The organism is Streptomyces sp. NPDC055287 (genome assembly GCF_053646035.1).
Genome location: NZ_JBSHNE010000008.1, coordinates 276,059 through 290,649, shown reverse-complemented (window position 1 = coordinate 290,649; position 14,591 = coordinate 276,059). Strand labels below are relative to the sequence as shown.

Below are 14,591 nucleotides of genomic sequence, written 5' to 3'. Positions count from 1 at the left end.
TGCCCTCACCCGCACCAGCCACTTCGCAGCGCTGTGCCCCGCCGAGCTGACGCTCGGCGGGGCACAGCAAGGGCCGAATTAACCAACAGCGTCCGAAATCGGCGGGGCCCTCAGCTCGCAATGGCATCCTGGAGACCGGAGCAGGAGAAGGGCAGGGCCATGGCGACGAGCAGACCACAGACGCCGGGTGCGCCGGGCACGCGGGCGCCCGCCCCGGAGTCGCGGCAGATGTCCGCGGCGGCTGTGCGGCCCATGCGGGCCGATGCCCGGCGCAACTACGAACGCGTACTGGCCGAGGCCCGTACCGCCTTCGCCGAGCACGGCACCGACGCATCACTCGAAGACGTGGCGCGGCGCGCCGGAGTGGGCATCGGCACGCTCTACCGGCACTTCCCCACCCGGCACGCCCTCATGAGCGCGGTCTTCCAGGGCGCCGTCGACGAACTCCTCGCGCACTCACGGAAGCTCGCCGACAGCGAGGCGCCCTGCTCGGCGCTCGTCACCTGGCTGCGCGACATCGTCACGCACGCCGGTGAGTACCGGGGTCTCGCCCGGGAGCTCATGTCGGCCTCGCACGACAAGAGTTCGGCGCTCGCGCGATGCAGTACGCCGATGAACGCGGCGGGTGAGCGGCTGCTCGTACGGGCCCAGGAGAGCGGCGCCGTCAGGCCCGACGTTTCGATCGGTGACCTGATGCAGCTGACGAACGCCATCGCGCTGGCCGCCGAACAGGCACCGGACGACCCGGAGCTGGCCGACCGGCTGCTGACACTGACACTGAAGGGCCTGCGCCCCGAGGCCGCGGCGTAACCGGGGGCGCTCCTCAGCGGCGGCGCAGATCGGCGACGCGCGCCCGCTCCCGCTCGGCCGGTCCCGCCTGCTGCTCCGCGAGCGATCCGGCGCTGCGCAGTTGCGCGCCGGCCCCGGGACCGCCCGGGTGCGTACGCCGCTGGCCCGGCAGAGGCATGTCCCGGCGGGGCTGGCGCCCCGAGGGGGCGCCGTCACCCCCCGTGCCTGCCGCCCCCGGCCCCGCGACGGCGATCTGCACTCCCTGATCGGCCAAGGCCTGCAGCTCCGTCGCCGCACGATCGTCGTGCTGCGGCGGCTCGTCGGTGACCAGGCGCGTGATGACGTCGGTCGGCACGGTCTGGAACATGGTGTCCGTGCCGAGCTTGGTGTGGTCCGCGAGGACCACCACCTCGGCGGCCGCCTGCACCAATGCCCTGTCGACGCTCGCCGACAGCATGTTGGAGGTGGACAGGCCGCGCTCGGCGGTCAGTCCACTGCCGGAGAGGAAGGCCCGGGAGACCCTCAGCCCCTGGAGCGACTGCTCGGCACCGCTGCCGACCAGCGCGTAGTTCGAGCCACGCAGCGTGCCGCCGGTCATGACGACCTCGACGCGGTTGGCGTGCGCCAACGCCTGGGCCACCAGCAGGGAGTTGGTGACGACGGTGAGCCCGGGCACCCGGGCGAGCCGTCTGGCCAGCTCCTGCGTGGTTGTCCCGGCGCCGACGACGATGGCTTCGCCCTCTTCGACGAGTCCCGCGGCGAGGTCGGCGATGGCCGTCTTCTCCGCGGTCGCGAGATGGGATTTCTGCGGAAAGCCGGACTCCCGCGTGAAACCGCCCGGCAGTACCGCACCGCCGTGCCGGCGGTCGAGGAGTCCTTCTGCCTCCAGTGCCCGCACGTCCCGCCGTACGGTCACTTCGGAGGTCTGGACGACGCGGGCGAGCTCACGGAGCGATACAGCCCCGTTGGCGCGCACCATTTCGAGGATCAATTGGCGACGTTCTGCAGCGAACACGAAACTGACAGTAACCTGGGCGGCCGATAGTTTTCAGCAGTTTGCGCCGAATAACAGAAGTTGTGCCCAAACTGGGGCGCCGAGTGGTATAGGCGGCGTACGCCGGATGCGTATGCCTCCTGCCTGCCCGCCGGACGTCCGTCGGCCGCCTCGGCCGACGCCCCGCCGCTACGCCTCGGCCGACGTCTTGCGGGTGTGCAACTGCCGTGCGACCTCGGCGATCGATCCCGACAGGGACGGGTAGACCGTGAAGGCGTTCGCGATCTGTTCCACGGTCAGGTTGTTGTCGACGGCGATCGAAATCGGATGGATCAGCTCACTCGCGCGCGGCGCGACGACACAGCCGCCGACCACGATGCCCGTACCCGGACGGCAGAAGATCTTGACGAAGCCGTCGCGGATGCCCTGCATCTTGGCGCGCGGGTTGCGCAGCAGCGGCAGCTTCACCGAGCGCGCGTCGATCTTGCCGGCGTCGACGTCGGCCTGGGTGTAGCCGACCGTCGCGATCTCGGGGTCGGTGAAGACGTTCGACGAGACGGTCTTGAGGTTCAGCGGAGTCACCGCGTCGCCGAGGAAGTGGTACATCGCGATCCGGCCCTGCATGGCGGCGACCGACGCGAGCGCGAACACTCCGGTGACGTCGCCCGCCGCGTACACGCCGGGAGCGCTCGTACGCGAGACCTTGTCGGTCCAGATGTGCCCCGAGTCCTTCAGCCGGACCCCCGACTCCTCCAGGCCCATGCCCGCCGAGTTCGGGATGGCTCCGACCGCCATCAGGCAGTGCGTACCGCTGATGACACGCCCGTCGGACAGGGTCACCTCGACCCGGTCGCCGACCCGCTTGGCGGACTCGGCGCGCGAGCGCGCCATGACGTTCATGCCCCGGCGCCGGAAGACGTCCTCCAGCACGGCGGCGGCGTCCGGGTCCTCGCCCGGCAGCACGCGGTCGCGCGAGGAGACGAGGGTGACGCGCGAGCCGAGCGCCTGGTAGGCGCCGGCGAACTCCGCGCCGGTGACACCGGAGCCGACCACGATGAGCTCCTCGGGGAGCTCGTCCAGGTCGTACACCTGTGTCCAGTTCAGGATCCGCTCGCCGTCCGGGAGCGCGTCGGGGATCTCGCGCGGGTGCCCGCCCGTCGCGATCAGTACGGCGTCGGCGGTGAGGCGCTCCTCGTTGCCGTCGCTGTACGTCACGACGACCGTGCGCGAGCCGTCGAGGCCCTGCTGGCCCTCCAGGCGGCCGCGACCGCGCAGCACGCGCGCGCCCGCCCGCGTGACGGACGCGGTGATGTCATGGGACTGGGCGAGCGCGAGGCGCTTCACACGGCGGTTGACCTTGCCCAGGTCCACGCCGACCACCCGGGCCGCCTGCTCGACGTGCGGCGTGTCGTCGGCGACGATGATGCCCAACTCCTCGTACGAAGAGTCGAAGGTGGTCATCACCTCGGCCGTCGCGATCAGAGTCTTGGACGGTACGCAGTCGGTGAGCACCGACGCCCCGCCCAGACCGTCGCTGTCGACGACCGTCACCTCCGCGCCGAGCTGGGCGCCCACCAGGGCCGCCTCGTATCCGCCGGGTCCGCCACCGATGATCACGATCCGGGTCACGAAAAAGTCCGCCTCGCATTGTCAATCCCGGCCCGCCTGCCCGCTCGGCCGGGGATCCGGGGATCGCCCGGGGGGAATGCAGTACGTACTCCATTGTCCCGCACGCTTCAAGGTGCTTCGCCCCGGGGGCTCCATCCGGCCGCAGTGCTCGTCGGCCCCCGCCGCTCCACCCCCTCCCGTACCCTCGATCACATGTCGCTCTACGCCGCGTACGCCGGCAACCTCGACGCGCGGCTGATGACGCGCCGCGCACCGCACTCACCGCTGCGCGGGACCGGCTGGCTCAACGGCTGGCGGCTGACCTTCGGCGGGGAGTCGATGGGCTGGGAGGGCGCGCTCGCCACCATCGTGGAAGCCCCCCGCTCGCAGGTCTTCGTCGCGCTCTACGACATCGCCCCCATGGACGAGGACTCCATGGACCGCTGGGAAGGTGTCGGACTCGACATCTACCGCCGGATGCGGGTGCGGGTGCACACCCTGGAGGGCGAGGAGCCGACCTGGCTGTACGTCCTGAACGGGTACGAGGGCGGACTTCCCTCCGCCCGCTACCTGGGGGAACTCGCCGACGCGGCGGAGTCCGCGGGCGCGCCGCACGACTACGTCATGGAGCTGCGCAAGCGCCCCTGCTGAGGACTGTGAGCCTGCCTTCGTCCGATCCGACAAGGCAACGATCGCAACACCGTCGGCAGCGACATCTACGCGCGTAGGGATTCACCGGTTACCCTCGTCGGCGTGAACGCATCTGTTACCCCCGCCCCCACCGACGGCTTCGCCGACCCCCACGCGGCAGCCGACGCCGCCGCCGCCCGCCTGCGTGAGCTGACCGGCGCCGAGACCCACGACGTCGCCCTCGTGATGGGGTCGGGCTGGGTGCCGGCCGCCGAGGCGCTGGGCGCGCCCGAGCACGAGTTCGCCGTCACCGAGCTGCCCGGCTTCCCGCCGCCGGCCGTCGCCGGACACGCGGGCACGGTCCGCTCGTACAAGATCGGCGACAAGCGCGCGCTGGTCTTCCTCGGCCGTACGCACTACTACGAGGGCCGCGGTGTCGCCGCCGTCTCGCACGGCGTGCGCACCGCCGTCGCCGCCGGCTGCAAGACCGTCGTCCTGACGAACGGCTGCGGCGGTCTGCGCCCGGGCATGCGCCCCGGCCAGCCGGTCCTGATCAGCGACCACATCAACCTGACGGCCACCTCGCCGATCATCGGGGCGAACTTCGTGGACCTGACGGACCTGTACTCGCCGCGGCTGCGCGCGCTGTGCAAGGAGGTGGACGCCACCCTCGAGGAGGGCGTGTACGTCCAGTTCCCCGGCCCGCACTACGAGACGCCCGCCGAGATCAACATGGTCCGCGTGATGGGCGGCGACCTCGTCGGCATGTCGACGGTCCTCGAGGCCATCGCCGCGCGCGAGGCCGGCGCCGAGGTGCTCGGCATCTCGCTGGTCACCAACCTGGCGGCGGGCCTGACCGGCGAGCCGCTGAACCACGAGGAAGTCCTCCAGGCCGGCCGCGACTCGGCCACCCGCATGGGCGCACTCCTGGCCCAGGTCCTCGAACGCATCTGACCCCCGGCCCGGCCGGGCCCCCGGCCCTGCGGGGCTGTCCCCCTGCCCGCCCCTTCCCACAACCGGGGCTCCGCCCCAGACCCGTTCCTCGAACGCCGGACGGGCTGGATGGTGCCCGCGGAATGTCCGTGCGGCTACCTCCGGCCCGTCCGCCGAAGGTAGCCGCACGCGGCAGAACCGTCCGCGCCGAATCCAGCCCGTCCGGCGTTCGAGGACACGCCCGGAGGGCGTCCGGCGTCTGGGGCCGGCCCCGGTTCGGGAAGGGGCGGGCAGGGGAACAAGCTCGCCGCGGGCGCATCGCAACGCACCACACACGAGAGGTGGACCACATCGTGCAGCAGGAGCAGGAGCTCATCGCGCGGGCGCAGGCCTGGCTGGCCGAGGACCCGGACAGCGAGACCCGCGACGAGCTCGCCAAGCTCATCGAGGCCGAGGATCTGGACGAGATCGCCGCCCGGTTCGCCGGCACGCTCCAGTTCGGCACGGCCGGCCTGCGCGGAGAGCTCGGCGCGGGCCCCATGCGGATGAACCGCGCCGTGGTCGTCCGCGCCGCCGCCGGCCTCGCCTCGTACCTGAAGGCGAAGGGCGAGACCGAGGGCCTTGTCGTCATCGGCTACGACGCCCGGCACAAGAGCGCCGACTTCGCCCGCGACACCGCCGCCGTCATGACCGGAGCCGGCCTGCGTGCCGCCCTCCTGCCCCGCCCGCTGCCCACTCCCGTACTGGCCTACGCCATAAGGCACCTGGGCGCCGTCGCCGGCGTCGAGGTCACCGCGAGCCACAACCCGCCCCGCGACAACGGCTACAAGGTCTACCTCGGCGACGGCTCGCAGATCGTGCCGCCCGCCGACGCGGAGATCGCCGCCGAGATCGCCGCCGTGGCGGCCCTCGCGGACGTGCCGCGCCCCGAGACGGGCTGGTTCACCCTCGACGAGGAGGTCCTGGAGGCCTATCTCGCCCGTACGGACGAGGTCCTCACCGCCGGGTCCCCCCGCACCGCACGCGTCGTCTACACGGCCATGCACGGCGTCGGCAAGGAGGTCCTGACGGCCGCCTTCGCCCGCGCCGGGTTCCCCGAGCCCGTGCTCGTCGCCGAGCAGGCCGAGCCGGACCCGGACTTCCCCACGGTCGCCTTCCCCAACCCGGAGGAGCCGGGGGCCATGGACCTGGCCTTCGCCACCGCGCGCCGCGCGCAGCCCGACCTGATCGTCGCGAACGACCCGGACGCGGACCGCTGCGCCGTCGCCGTGCCCCTGCCCGGCACGGACGAGTGGCGGATGCTGCGCGGCGACGAGGTCGGGGCGCTGCTCGCGGCGCACCTGGTCCACAAGGGCGCGACCGGCACCTTCGCCGAGTCGATCGTGTCGTCGTCCCTCCTCGGCCGGATCGCCGCCGCCGCGGGTCTGCCGTACGAGGAGACCCTGACCGGCTTCAAGTGGATCGCCCGCGTCGACGGCCTGCGCTACGGCTACGAGGAGGCCCTCGGCTACTGCGTCGACCCCGAGGGCGTACGCGACAAGGACGGCATCACGGCGGCCCTCCTCGTCACCGAGCTGGCCTCCGTCCTGAAGTCCCAGGGCCGTACGCTCCTCGACCTCCTCGACGACCTCGCCGTCGAGCACGGTCTGCACGCCACCGACCAGCTGTCGGTCCGCGTCGAGGACCTCACGGTGATCGCCGACGCGATGCGCCGCCTGCGCGACCGGCCGCCGGTCTCCCTCGCCGGACTGACCGTCACCGCCGCCGAGGACCTGACGCGCGGCACCGACAAGCTGCCGCCGACCGACGGTCTGCGCTACTACCTGGACGGTGAGGTGAAGGCCCGCGTGATCGTCCGGCCCAGCGGCACCGAGCCCAAGCTCAAGTGCTACCTGGAGACCGTCGTCCCGGTCGCCGGCGCGAGTGAGCTGGCGAGCGCCAAGGAGCGGGCCGAGGGCATCCTCGCCGCGATCAAGCGCGACCTGTCGGCGGCCGCCGGCATTTGACCATCCCGTCCGGGCGGCCGGTTCCCTGCCCGGGGCCGACCGCCCGGACGAGTGGTTTACATACGGCAGCTGACGCAGCGCTCCGTGCCCTCTCCCGAGCGTGCGAGGAAGGGTGACCCGGTATCCCCCGCCGAGTCCCAGGAGCTGCCGCAGTGCCCCCGACCGCATCCCCGGTGACCGGCCGGCCCCGTACGGCCGTCCCCGCCACCAGGCGCCCGTACGAAGGAACGCGGGACCGGTTCACCAAGGCCCTGCGGCGGGCCGCGCCCGCCCTGGCCGGATACGTCGCCGTGCGCCTCGCCGGCGTACTGCTGCTCGCGCACTGGGCCCACCTCAAGGGCCACGGCCTGTGGCCCGCCCTCGCCACGTCCTGGGACTCCCGCTGGTACCTGGAGATCGCCGACAGCGGGTACGACGCCACGCTCGGCACCGCCCGCAACAGCAACAATCTGGCGTTCTTCCCGCTCTACCCGGTACTGATCAAGGCCGTCGCGGGCGTGACGCCGGGATCGCGCGCCAGCGTCGGCGTCCTGGTCGCCGTCGCCTTCTCGCTCGTGGCGGCCGGGGGGATCTTCGCCGTGGGCGACCGGCTGTACGGGCGCCGGGTCGGCACTGTGCTGGCCGTGCTCTGGGGCTGCATGCCGGTCGCGGCCGTCCAGTGGATGGGCTACACGGAGTCGCTGTTCACGGCGCTGACGGCCTGGTCGCTGTACGCCGTCCTGGCCGGCCGGTGGCTGTGGGCCGGTTCCCTCGCCGCGCTCGCCGGCCTGACCCGCCCCACCGGCGTCGCGGTCGCCGCGGCCGTTTCGGTGGCGGCGGCGATGGCGCTGTGGCGGTCCTGGCAGAGCGGGAGGGAGCTGAGCCCCGCCGTGCTCGCCGCCGGGCTGACCGCGCCGCTGGGGTGGCTCGGATACGTCGCCTGGGTGGGCCTGCGACTCGGCCGCTGGGACGGCTACCTCGCCGTACAGAGGCTGTGGCTGAACGAGTGGGACGGCGGGGCCGACACACTGCGCGAGATGCGGCGGTTCCTGCTCTACCAGTCGAAACCGCACCTTTTCCTGGTGGTGGTGACGCTGGTGCTGTTCCTCTCCGTCGCCCTGTTCGCGCTCTGCGCCGCCGAGCGCCAGCCGCTGCCGCTGCTGGTGTTCACCGGCCTACTGCTCCTGGTCGTCCTGGGCAGCGGTGGCGTCTACTTCCCGCGCGCCCGCTTCCTGGTCCCCGGCTTCCCGCTGCTGCTGCCGGTCGCGCTGGCGGTGGCACGGGCCCGGCGGCTCACCTGCGCGCTGGTGATGGGCGGGGCGGCACTGTCATCCCTGTGGTTCGGGGCTTACATGCACCTGATCTGGCCGGGCCCGCCGTAGGCCGCCCCGACCCGCCGCACCGGCGTCACCCCGTGGCGAAAAGGACGACGATCGCGATGGCGCCCACGACGCACGGCACGATGATCTCGTAAGCCCACCGGACGGCCGGCTCGCCCTGCGCGGCCGGCCGCGAAGCGCACCGCTCGGCCTGCTCGCGCAGGTCGTCGACGGTCTGGTCGGCGGGTGCCCGGCGCGCTCGTGCGTCGGTGACGTCGGCGGTCGCGGACGTCCTGCCGTACGGGTCGTCCGTCGCCTGCTTGGCCTGCTGGCGGGCGACGCGCTTGCGCTGGCGCAGCGACACGGGGACGGCCCACAGCTGGTACTTCCTGCCGCCCGCGAACACCTCGCTGGAGTAGCCGGCCCGTACGCCCTCGACCGCCCCCCAGGGGAGCGTGATCGTCCGGAAGGGATTGCGGATCCGCAGCCGGTCGTCGTTGGCGAAGACGGCGGGCCGCAGGGTGAACGCCACCACCAGCGGCACGGCGAACAGCAGCCCCGCCACGGCCGCCCACGGCGTACGGCCCTCTCCGCGCACCAGTGCGTCGCCGCCGACCCACGCGGCCAGCAGAAGCACCAGGACTCCGCCGACGAGGGCGGAGGGCGACCGGAACACCCGGTCGGCGTACGTGGGCTCGGCGGGGCCGCCGGAGTTGTTCGGGTGGCCGGGGCTGCTAGTCATGCGGCCGATTCTGCCTCACGTCACACCGGGTCGGCGGGGCCCGGGGGTGTACAGGTCGCTACGCGCGTAGATATGCTGCAGTGGTGACCATGCCCACCACTGCACCCGCATCCGCGTTCGCCGACGTGACCACGTCCGACGCTGCGCTGCGCCGCTTCCTGCACGGGCTCCCCGGCGTAGACACCGTCGGCCTCGAAGCGCGCGCCGCGTCCCTCGGTACCCGTTCGATCAAGACCACGTCCAAGGCGTACGCCATTGACCTGGCCATCTCCATGATCGACCTGACCACGCTCGAAGGCGCGGACACCCCGGGCAAGGTCCGGGCGCTCTGCGCCAAGGGCGCCAATCCCGATCCGACCGACCGCACGACTCCCCGCGTCGCGGCGATCTGCGTCTATCCCGACATGGCGGCCACCGCCAAGGAGGCCCTGTCCGGCACGGGCATCAAGGTCGCCTCGGTCGCCACCGCATTCCCCGCAGGGCGTGCCGCGCTTCCCGTCAAGCTCGCGGACGTGCGTGACGCGGTCGCCGCGGGCGCCGACGAGATCGACATGGTGATCGACCGGGGCGCGTTCCTGTCCGGTCACTACCTGAAGGTCTACGAGGAGATCGTGGCCGTGAAGGCCGAGTGCGGCGACAAGGCCCGCCTCAAGGTCATCTTCGAGACCGGCGAGCTCTCGACGTACGACAACATCCGCCGCGCCTCGTGGCTCGGGATGCTGGCGGGCGCGGACTTCATCAAGACCTCCACCGGCAAGGTCGGCGTGAACGCCACCCCGCCGAACACCCTGCTGATGCTTGAGGCCGTACGCGACTTCAAGGCGCAGACTGGAATTCAGATCGGCGTGAAGCCGGCCGGCGGCATCCGCACCACCAAGGACGCGATCAAGTTCCTGGTGCTGGTCAACGAGACGGTCGGCGAGGACTGGCTCACGAACGAATGGTTCCGCTTCGGCGCGTCCTCGCTGCTGAACGACCTGCTGATGCAGCGGCAGAAGCTGAGCACCGGCCGTTACTCCGGTCCCGACTACGTGACGGTGGACTGATCACCATGGCATCTGTATTCGAGTACGCACCCGCCCCCGAGTCCCGCTCGGTGGTGGACATCGCCCCGTCGTACGGCCTGTTCATCGACGGCGAGTTCACCGAGGCGGCCGACGGCAAGGTCTTCAAGACCGTCTCCCCGTCCACCGAGGAGGTCCTCTCCGAGGTCGCCAGGGCGGGCACCGAGGACGTCGACCGCGCCGTCAGGGCGGCCCGCAAGGCGTTCGAGAAGTGGTCCGCGCTGCCGGGCTCCGAGCGCGCCAAGTACCTCTTCCGCATCGCGCGGATCATCCAGGAGCGCTCGCGCGAGCTGGCCGTCCTGGAGACCCTCGACAACGGCAAGCCGATCAAGGAGACCCGCGACGCGGACCTCCCCCTCGTCGCCGCGCACTTCTTCTACTACGCGGGCTGGGCCGACAAGCTGGATCACGCGGGGTACGGCGCCAACCCGCGCCCCCTCGGCGTCGCGGGCCAGGTCATCCCGTGGAACTTCCCGCTCCTCATGCTCGCGTGGAAGATCGCCCCGGCCCTCGCGACGGGCAACACGGTCGTCCTGAAGCCGGCCGAGACGACACCTCTCTCCGCGCTCTTCTTCGCGGACATCTGCCGCCAGGCGGGCCTGCCCAAGGGCGTCGTCAACATCCTTCCCGGTTACGGGGAGGCCGGCGCCGCGCTCGTCGAGCACCCGGACGTCAACAAGGTCGCCTTCACCGGCTCCACGGCCGTCGGCAAGGCGATCGCCCGCCAGGTCGCGGGTTCGAAGAAGAAGGTCACCCTGGAGCTGGGCGGCAAGGGCGCCAACATCGTCTTCGACGACGCCCCCATCGACCAGGCCGTCGAGGGCATCGTCACCGGCATCTTCTTCAACCAGGGGCAGGTCTGCTGCGCGGGCTCGCGCCTGCTGGTCCAGGAGTCGGTCCAGGACGAGCTGCTCGACTCCCTCAAGCGCAGGCTGTCCACGCTGCGCCTGGGCGACCCGCTGGACAAGAACACCGACATCGGGGCGATCAACTCCGCCGAGCAGCTCGCCCGTATCACCGCTCTCGCCGAGACCGGCGAGGCGGAGGGCGCCGAGCGCTGGTCCGCGCCCTGCGACCTTCCGTCCTCCGGTTACTGGTTCGCGCCGACGCTGTTCACGGGCGTCACGCAGGCGCACACCGTCGCGCGCGACGAGATCTTCGGCCCGGTGCTCTCGGTGCTGTCGTTCCGTACGCCCGACGAGGCCGTCGCGAAGGCCAACAACAGCCAGTACGGCCTGTCCGCCGGCATCTGGACGGAGAAGGGATCGCGGATCCTCGCGGTCGCGAACAAGCTCCGCGCGGGCGTGGTCTGGGCCAACACCTTCAACAAGTTCGACCCGACCTCGCCCTTCGGCGGCTACAAGGAGTCGGGCTTCGGCCGCGAAGGCGGCCGCCACGGTCTGGAGGCCTACCTCGATGTCTGATCGCCTCAGTGTCCTCAAGACCTACAAGCTGTACGTCGGGGGCAAGTTCCCCCGTTCCGAGAGCGGCCGGGTGTACGAAGTGACGACAGCTCGATCAGCCGCCGACGCGGCGGGCAAGGGCAAGTGGCTGGCCAACGCCCCCCTCGCGTCCCGCAAGGACGCCCGTGACGCCGTCGTGGCGGCCCGCAAGGCCTTCGGCGCGTGGTCGGGTGCGACGGCGTACAACCGCGGCCAGGTCCTCTACCGCGTCGCCGAGATGCTCGAGGGCCGCAAGAGCCAGTTCGTCCACGAGGTGACACACGCGGAGGGCCTGTCCAAGTCCAAGGCGGCGGAGGTCGTCGAGGCGGCGATCGACCGCCTGGTCTGGTACGCGGGCTGGACCGACAAGATCGCCCAGATCGTGGGCGGCGCGAACCCGGTCGCGGGTCCGTTCTTCAACCTCTCCACCCCCGAGCCCACGGGCGTCGTCACTGTCGTGGCTCCCCAGGAATCGTCCTTCCTGGGGCTGGTCTCGGTGATCGCCCCGGTGATCGCGACGGGCAACACGGCCGTCGTCGTCGCGTCGGAGAAGTCCCCGCTGCCCGCGCTCGCCCTCGGCGAGGTCCTGGCCACTTCCGACCTGCCGGGCGGTGTGGTCAACATCCTGACCGGGCGTACGCGCGAGATCGCGGTCCCGCTCGCCTCGCACCAGGACGTCAACGCGATCGACCTGTCGGGCGCGGACGCGGACCTGGCGCGCGATCTGGAGATCGCCGCCGCGGACAACCTCAAGCGCGTTCTCCGTCCACAGGCTGTGGACGGCGACTGGTCGGCCGACCCCGGCACGCACCGCCTGACGGCCTTCCTCGAGATGAAGACGGTCTGGCACCCGACGGGCACTCTGGGCGCCTCCGGCTCGGCGTACTGACCCCATGCGACTGGGCCCCGTACCGCTTTCGCCGGTACGGGGCCCAGTCGCGTGCCCAGCCGTGTGCCCGGCGCACGCCCAACAGGACGCCCGGGCCCGCATGCCCCGGCCGGATCAGCCCGGGAGCAGGCCCGTCACCGGCCCCACCAGCGGCAGTTCACGCAGCGCGTCGCCCTGCGAGAGCGGGGCGGTGACCGCCGCCGTGCTGAGCGGCTGGAAGTCCGCGACCTGCGTACCCAGTCCGTTGTCCAGGGGGTCCACCCCGGTGCCCGCGAGCGGGTTCGGTTGGAAATCCTTGACCGGGCCGACGCTGCCGGCCGTGGCGGCTCCGAGGCCGCCGGCCAGGGCCCGGCCGGTCGCCGCCGGATCGAAATTCTCCAGCGGTACGTCGATCCCGGCCTCCTTCGGCACCGGCGCGGCCTGCGCCGCGGCGCAGCCCGCGGCGAGGGCCGCACCGGCCGCGGTGACGGCCAGACCTGCGCGCAGGAGAGCGCTCCGCTGGGACTTCGGACCTGTGTGACGTGCCATGGGGTTCCCGCCTGAGTGAGTAATCATGAGCGCACGCAGCGTAGTTGAGGTGTGACGCTCGATACCAACGTCCTGCCCGTGGGGTCCCCCGACCGGGTCAATGCCGCACAATGGTTCCCCGTGAGTTCATCCCCCATTCCCACGCGCGTCGTCCTGCTCGCGGGCCCTTCCGGTTCCGGGAAGTCGTCGCTGGCCGCCCGTACCGGCCTGCCCGTGCTGCGCCTCGACGACTTCTACAAAGAGGGCGACGACCCGACGCTCCCGCAGGTCGAGGGGGGTACGGACATCGACTGGGACTCCCCGCTGTCGTGGGACGCGGACGCCGCCGTCGCGGCGATCGAGGAACTGTGCCGTACGGGGCGTACGAACGTTCCGGTGTACTCCATCGCCACCAGTTCCATCGTGGGCAGGGAAGCGCTGGACATCGAGCGCACGCCCCTGTTCGTGGCGGAGGGGATCTTCGCGGCGGACATCGTGGCGCGCTGCCAGGACCTGGATCTGCTCGCCGACGCGCTCTGCCTGCGCGGGCGGCCCTCGACGACGTTCCGCCGACGACTCCTGCGCGATCTGCGTGAGGGGCGCAAGTCGGTGCCGTTCCTGCTGCGCAGGGGGTGGCGGCTGATGCGGGCCGAGCGGGCGATCGTGGGCCGCCAGACCGCGCTCGGGGCGTACCCGTGCGCGAAGGACGAGGCCCTGGGCCGCCTGGCGGCCGCCGCCGCGGGCCGCCACCGCACCCCGGCCACGCCCTAGCAGGCGAAGGCACCCGCACCCGCACGACACAGTGCGGCGGGGTCGTACAGGCTCCCCCGCCTGTACGGCCCCGCCGCACTTCCCCCGTGCTTTCCGCCGTCTCCCCCGAAACAGCGGCCCCCGTGCCCCCCGTCCCCTCAGGCCACCAGCTCGCCGAAGGACTCTTCCTCGTCACGGCCGAAGCTGAGGACCTCGTCCTCGCGCAGCCGGCGCAGTGACCGCCAGATGCTGCTCTTGACCGTGCCGACACTGATGTCGAGGATGTCCGCGATCTCCGGGTCGGTGCGGCCCTCGTAGTACCGCAGGACCAGCATCGTGCGCTGGAGTTCGGGCAGCCGGGCGAGCGCCTGCCAGAGCACGGCGCGCAGCTCGGTGCCGCGCATCGCGTCCGTGTCGTTCGCCGTCTCCGGCAGTTCCTCGGTCGGGTATTCGTTGAGCTTGCGCCTGCGCCATGCACTGATGTGCAGGTTCGTCATGGTGCGGCGCAGATAGCCGCCGACCGCGGCCTTGTCGCTGATCCTGTCCCAGGCGCGGTACGTCGAGAAGAGGGCGCTCTGCAGCAGGTCCTCGGCCTCGTACCGGTCGCCGGTCAGGTGGTAGGCGGTCGCGTACAGGGAGGCGCGGCGCTCCTGGACGTAGGCGGTGAACTCCGCCTCCGACACCGAAGTGCCTTCCCCCGTCGCCTCCCGGTACGCCGCTCCCCCGTATCCCCCGATACCCCCCACAGAAGCGCCCGGCACCGCAGCCACGTGCAACGACTGCGTGCGCTGGCGCCCGATGCCACGAGCGCACCCCCGCTGGCTCACGGCACCGGACTTCTCGGTGCTCCGCGTGACGTCGTGGAGACGCGTGACAACTGCGCTGGAGGTGGTGCTGTGCAGTGCGTTCATCTCGCGCCCCCCGTCGGTGGAGTCCGTT

14 protein-coding genes are annotated in these 14,591 nt (G+C 71.8%); 9 read left to right on the top strand and 5 right to left on the bottom strand.

Features of this window, described 5'->3' with window-relative positions; translation table 11 throughout:
• Nucleotides 1-252 precede the first annotated feature (252 nt).
• A complete protein-coding gene (locus ACWIHY_RS16200; protein WP_454376311.1) occupies nt 253-810 on the top strand; it encodes a TetR/AcrR family transcriptional regulator in 558 nt (185 codons plus the stop codon).
• A gap of 13 nt (nt 811-823) precedes the next feature.
• Here ACWIHY_RS16200 and ACWIHY_RS16195 read toward each other — a convergent pair whose 3' ends face one another.
• Both ACWIHY_RS16195 and ACWIHY_RS16190 read right to left on the bottom strand, forming a co-directional pair.
• Nucleotides 824-1,804, bottom strand: coding sequence for a DeoR/GlpR family DNA-binding transcription regulator (locus tag ACWIHY_RS16195; protein ID WP_454376291.1), 981 nt, complete (start codon nt 1,802-1,804; stop codon nt 824-826).
• 168 nt (nt 1,805-1,972) lie between these two features.
• A complete protein-coding gene (locus ACWIHY_RS16190; protein ID WP_454376290.1) occupies nt 1,973-3,412 on the bottom strand; it encodes an NAD(P)H-quinone dehydrogenase in 1,440 nt (479 codons plus the stop codon).
• 192 nt (nt 3,413-3,604) lie between these two features.
• Between ACWIHY_RS16190 and ACWIHY_RS16185 the strand changes: the two genes are divergently transcribed.
• The 4 genes from ACWIHY_RS16185 (at nt 3,605) to ACWIHY_RS16170 (ending at nt 8,321) form a co-directional block, all read left to right on the top strand.
• A complete protein-coding gene (locus tag ACWIHY_RS16185) occupies nt 3,605-4,042 on the top strand; it encodes a gamma-glutamylcyclotransferase (RefSeq protein WP_214970098.1) in 438 nt (145 codons plus the stop codon).
• 102 nt (nt 4,043-4,144) lie between these two features.
• Nucleotides 4,145-4,975, top strand: coding sequence for a purine-nucleoside phosphorylase (locus ACWIHY_RS16180; RefSeq protein WP_454376289.1), 831 nt, complete (start codon nt 4,145-4,147; stop codon nt 4,973-4,975).
• Nucleotides 4,976-5,307: 332 nt separating this feature from the next.
• Nucleotides 5,308-6,960 carry a phospho-sugar mutase gene (locus tag ACWIHY_RS16175; RefSeq protein ID WP_454376310.1) on the top strand — a complete coding sequence of 551 codons (1,653 nt, stop codon included), beginning with the start codon at nt 5,308-5,310 and terminating at the stop codon, nt 6,958-6,960.
• A 152-nt stretch (nt 6,961-7,112) separates the two neighbouring features.
• Complete coding sequence (locus ACWIHY_RS16170) at nt 7,113-8,321, top strand: hypothetical protein (RefSeq protein WP_454376288.1); 1,209 nt, start codon at nt 7,113-7,115, stop codon at nt 8,319-8,321.
• A 25-nt stretch (nt 8,322-8,346) separates the two neighbouring features.
• Here ACWIHY_RS16170 and ACWIHY_RS16165 read toward each other — a convergent pair whose 3' ends face one another.
• A complete protein-coding gene (locus tag ACWIHY_RS16165) occupies nt 8,347-9,000 on the bottom strand; it encodes a PH domain-containing protein (RefSeq protein ID WP_454376287.1) in 654 nt (217 codons plus the stop codon).
• Nucleotides 9,001-9,089: 89 nt separating this feature from the next.
• Between ACWIHY_RS16165 and deoC the strand changes: the two genes are divergently transcribed.
• Genes deoC through ACWIHY_RS16150 form a run of 3 tightly spaced genes read left to right on the top strand, consistent with a single transcriptional unit; the run spans nt 9,090 to nt 12,395 of the window.
• Nucleotides 9,090-10,046: a deoxyribose-phosphate aldolase gene (gene deoC, locus ACWIHY_RS16160; protein WP_454376286.1), complete on the top strand. Its 957-nt coding sequence runs from the start codon at nt 9,090-9,092 to the stop codon at nt 10,044-10,046.
• A gap of 5 nt (nt 10,047-10,051) precedes the next feature.
• The gene (locus ACWIHY_RS16155; RefSeq protein WP_454376285.1) at nt 10,052-11,488 is read left to right on the top strand and encodes an aldehyde dehydrogenase family protein; all 1,437 of its coding nucleotides are present in this window, start codon (nt 10,052-10,054) and stop codon (nt 11,486-11,488) included.
• Nucleotides 11,481-12,395, top strand: a complete 915-nt coding sequence (locus ACWIHY_RS16150; protein ID WP_454376284.1) for an aldehyde dehydrogenase family protein — start codon at nt 11,481-11,483, stop codon at nt 12,393-12,395. The genes ACWIHY_RS16155 and ACWIHY_RS16150 overlap by 8 nt, the downstream gene beginning before the upstream one ends.
• A gap of 114 nt (nt 12,396-12,509) precedes the next feature.
• Here ACWIHY_RS16150 and ACWIHY_RS16145 read toward each other — a convergent pair whose 3' ends face one another.
• Complete coding sequence (locus ACWIHY_RS16145; RefSeq protein ID WP_454376283.1) at nt 12,510-12,923, bottom strand: hypothetical protein; 414 nt, start codon at nt 12,921-12,923, stop codon at nt 12,510-12,512.
• Nucleotides 12,924-12,995: 72 nt separating this feature from the next.
• Here ACWIHY_RS16145 and ACWIHY_RS16140 point away from each other — a divergent pair, with 72 nt between their 5' ends.
• Nucleotides 12,996-13,673, top strand: a complete 678-nt coding sequence (locus ACWIHY_RS16140; protein ID WP_454376309.1) for a uridine kinase family protein — start codon at nt 12,996-12,998, stop codon at nt 13,671-13,673.
• A 137-nt stretch (nt 13,674-13,810) separates the two neighbouring features.
• On the opposite strand, the gene ACWIHY_RS16135 is transcribed toward ACWIHY_RS16140, so the two are convergent.
• Nucleotides 13,811-14,563, bottom strand: coding sequence for a SigE family RNA polymerase sigma factor (locus ACWIHY_RS16135; protein ID WP_454376282.1), 753 nt, complete (start codon nt 14,561-14,563; stop codon nt 13,811-13,813).
• Nucleotides 14,564-14,591: the final 28 nt, after the last annotated feature.

Bases quoted from the DNA above. Each gene is read 5' to 3' on its own strand.
- ACWIHY_RS16150 (WP_454376284.1), top strand. From the start codon at position 11,481: ATGTCTGATCGCCTCAGTGTCCTCAAGACCTACAAGCTGTACGTCGGG.
- deoC (WP_454376286.1), top strand. From the start codon at position 9,090: ATGCCCACCACTGCACCCGCATCCGCGTTCGCCGACGTGACCACGTCC.
- ACWIHY_RS16145 (WP_454376283.1), bottom strand. From the start codon at position 12,923: ATGGCACGTCACACAGGTCCGAAGTCCCAGCGGAGCGCTCTCCTGCGC.
- ACWIHY_RS16200 (WP_454376311.1), top strand. From the start codon at position 253: ATGCGGGCCGATGCCCGGCGCAACTACGAACGCGTACTGGCCGAGGCC.
- ACWIHY_RS16185 (WP_214970098.1), top strand. From the start codon at position 3,605: ATGTCGCTCTACGCCGCGTACGCCGGCAACCTCGACGCGCGGCTGATG.
- ACWIHY_RS16165 (WP_454376287.1), bottom strand. From the start codon at position 9,000: ATGACTAGCAGCCCCGGCCACCCGAACAACTCCGGCGGCCCCGCCGAG.
- ACWIHY_RS16155 (WP_454376285.1), top strand. From the start codon at position 10,052: ATGGCATCTGTATTCGAGTACGCACCCGCCCCCGAGTCCCGCTCGGTG.
- ACWIHY_RS16135 (WP_454376282.1), bottom strand. From the start codon at position 14,563: ATGAACGCACTGCACAGCACCACCTCCAGCGCAGTTGTCACGCGTCTC.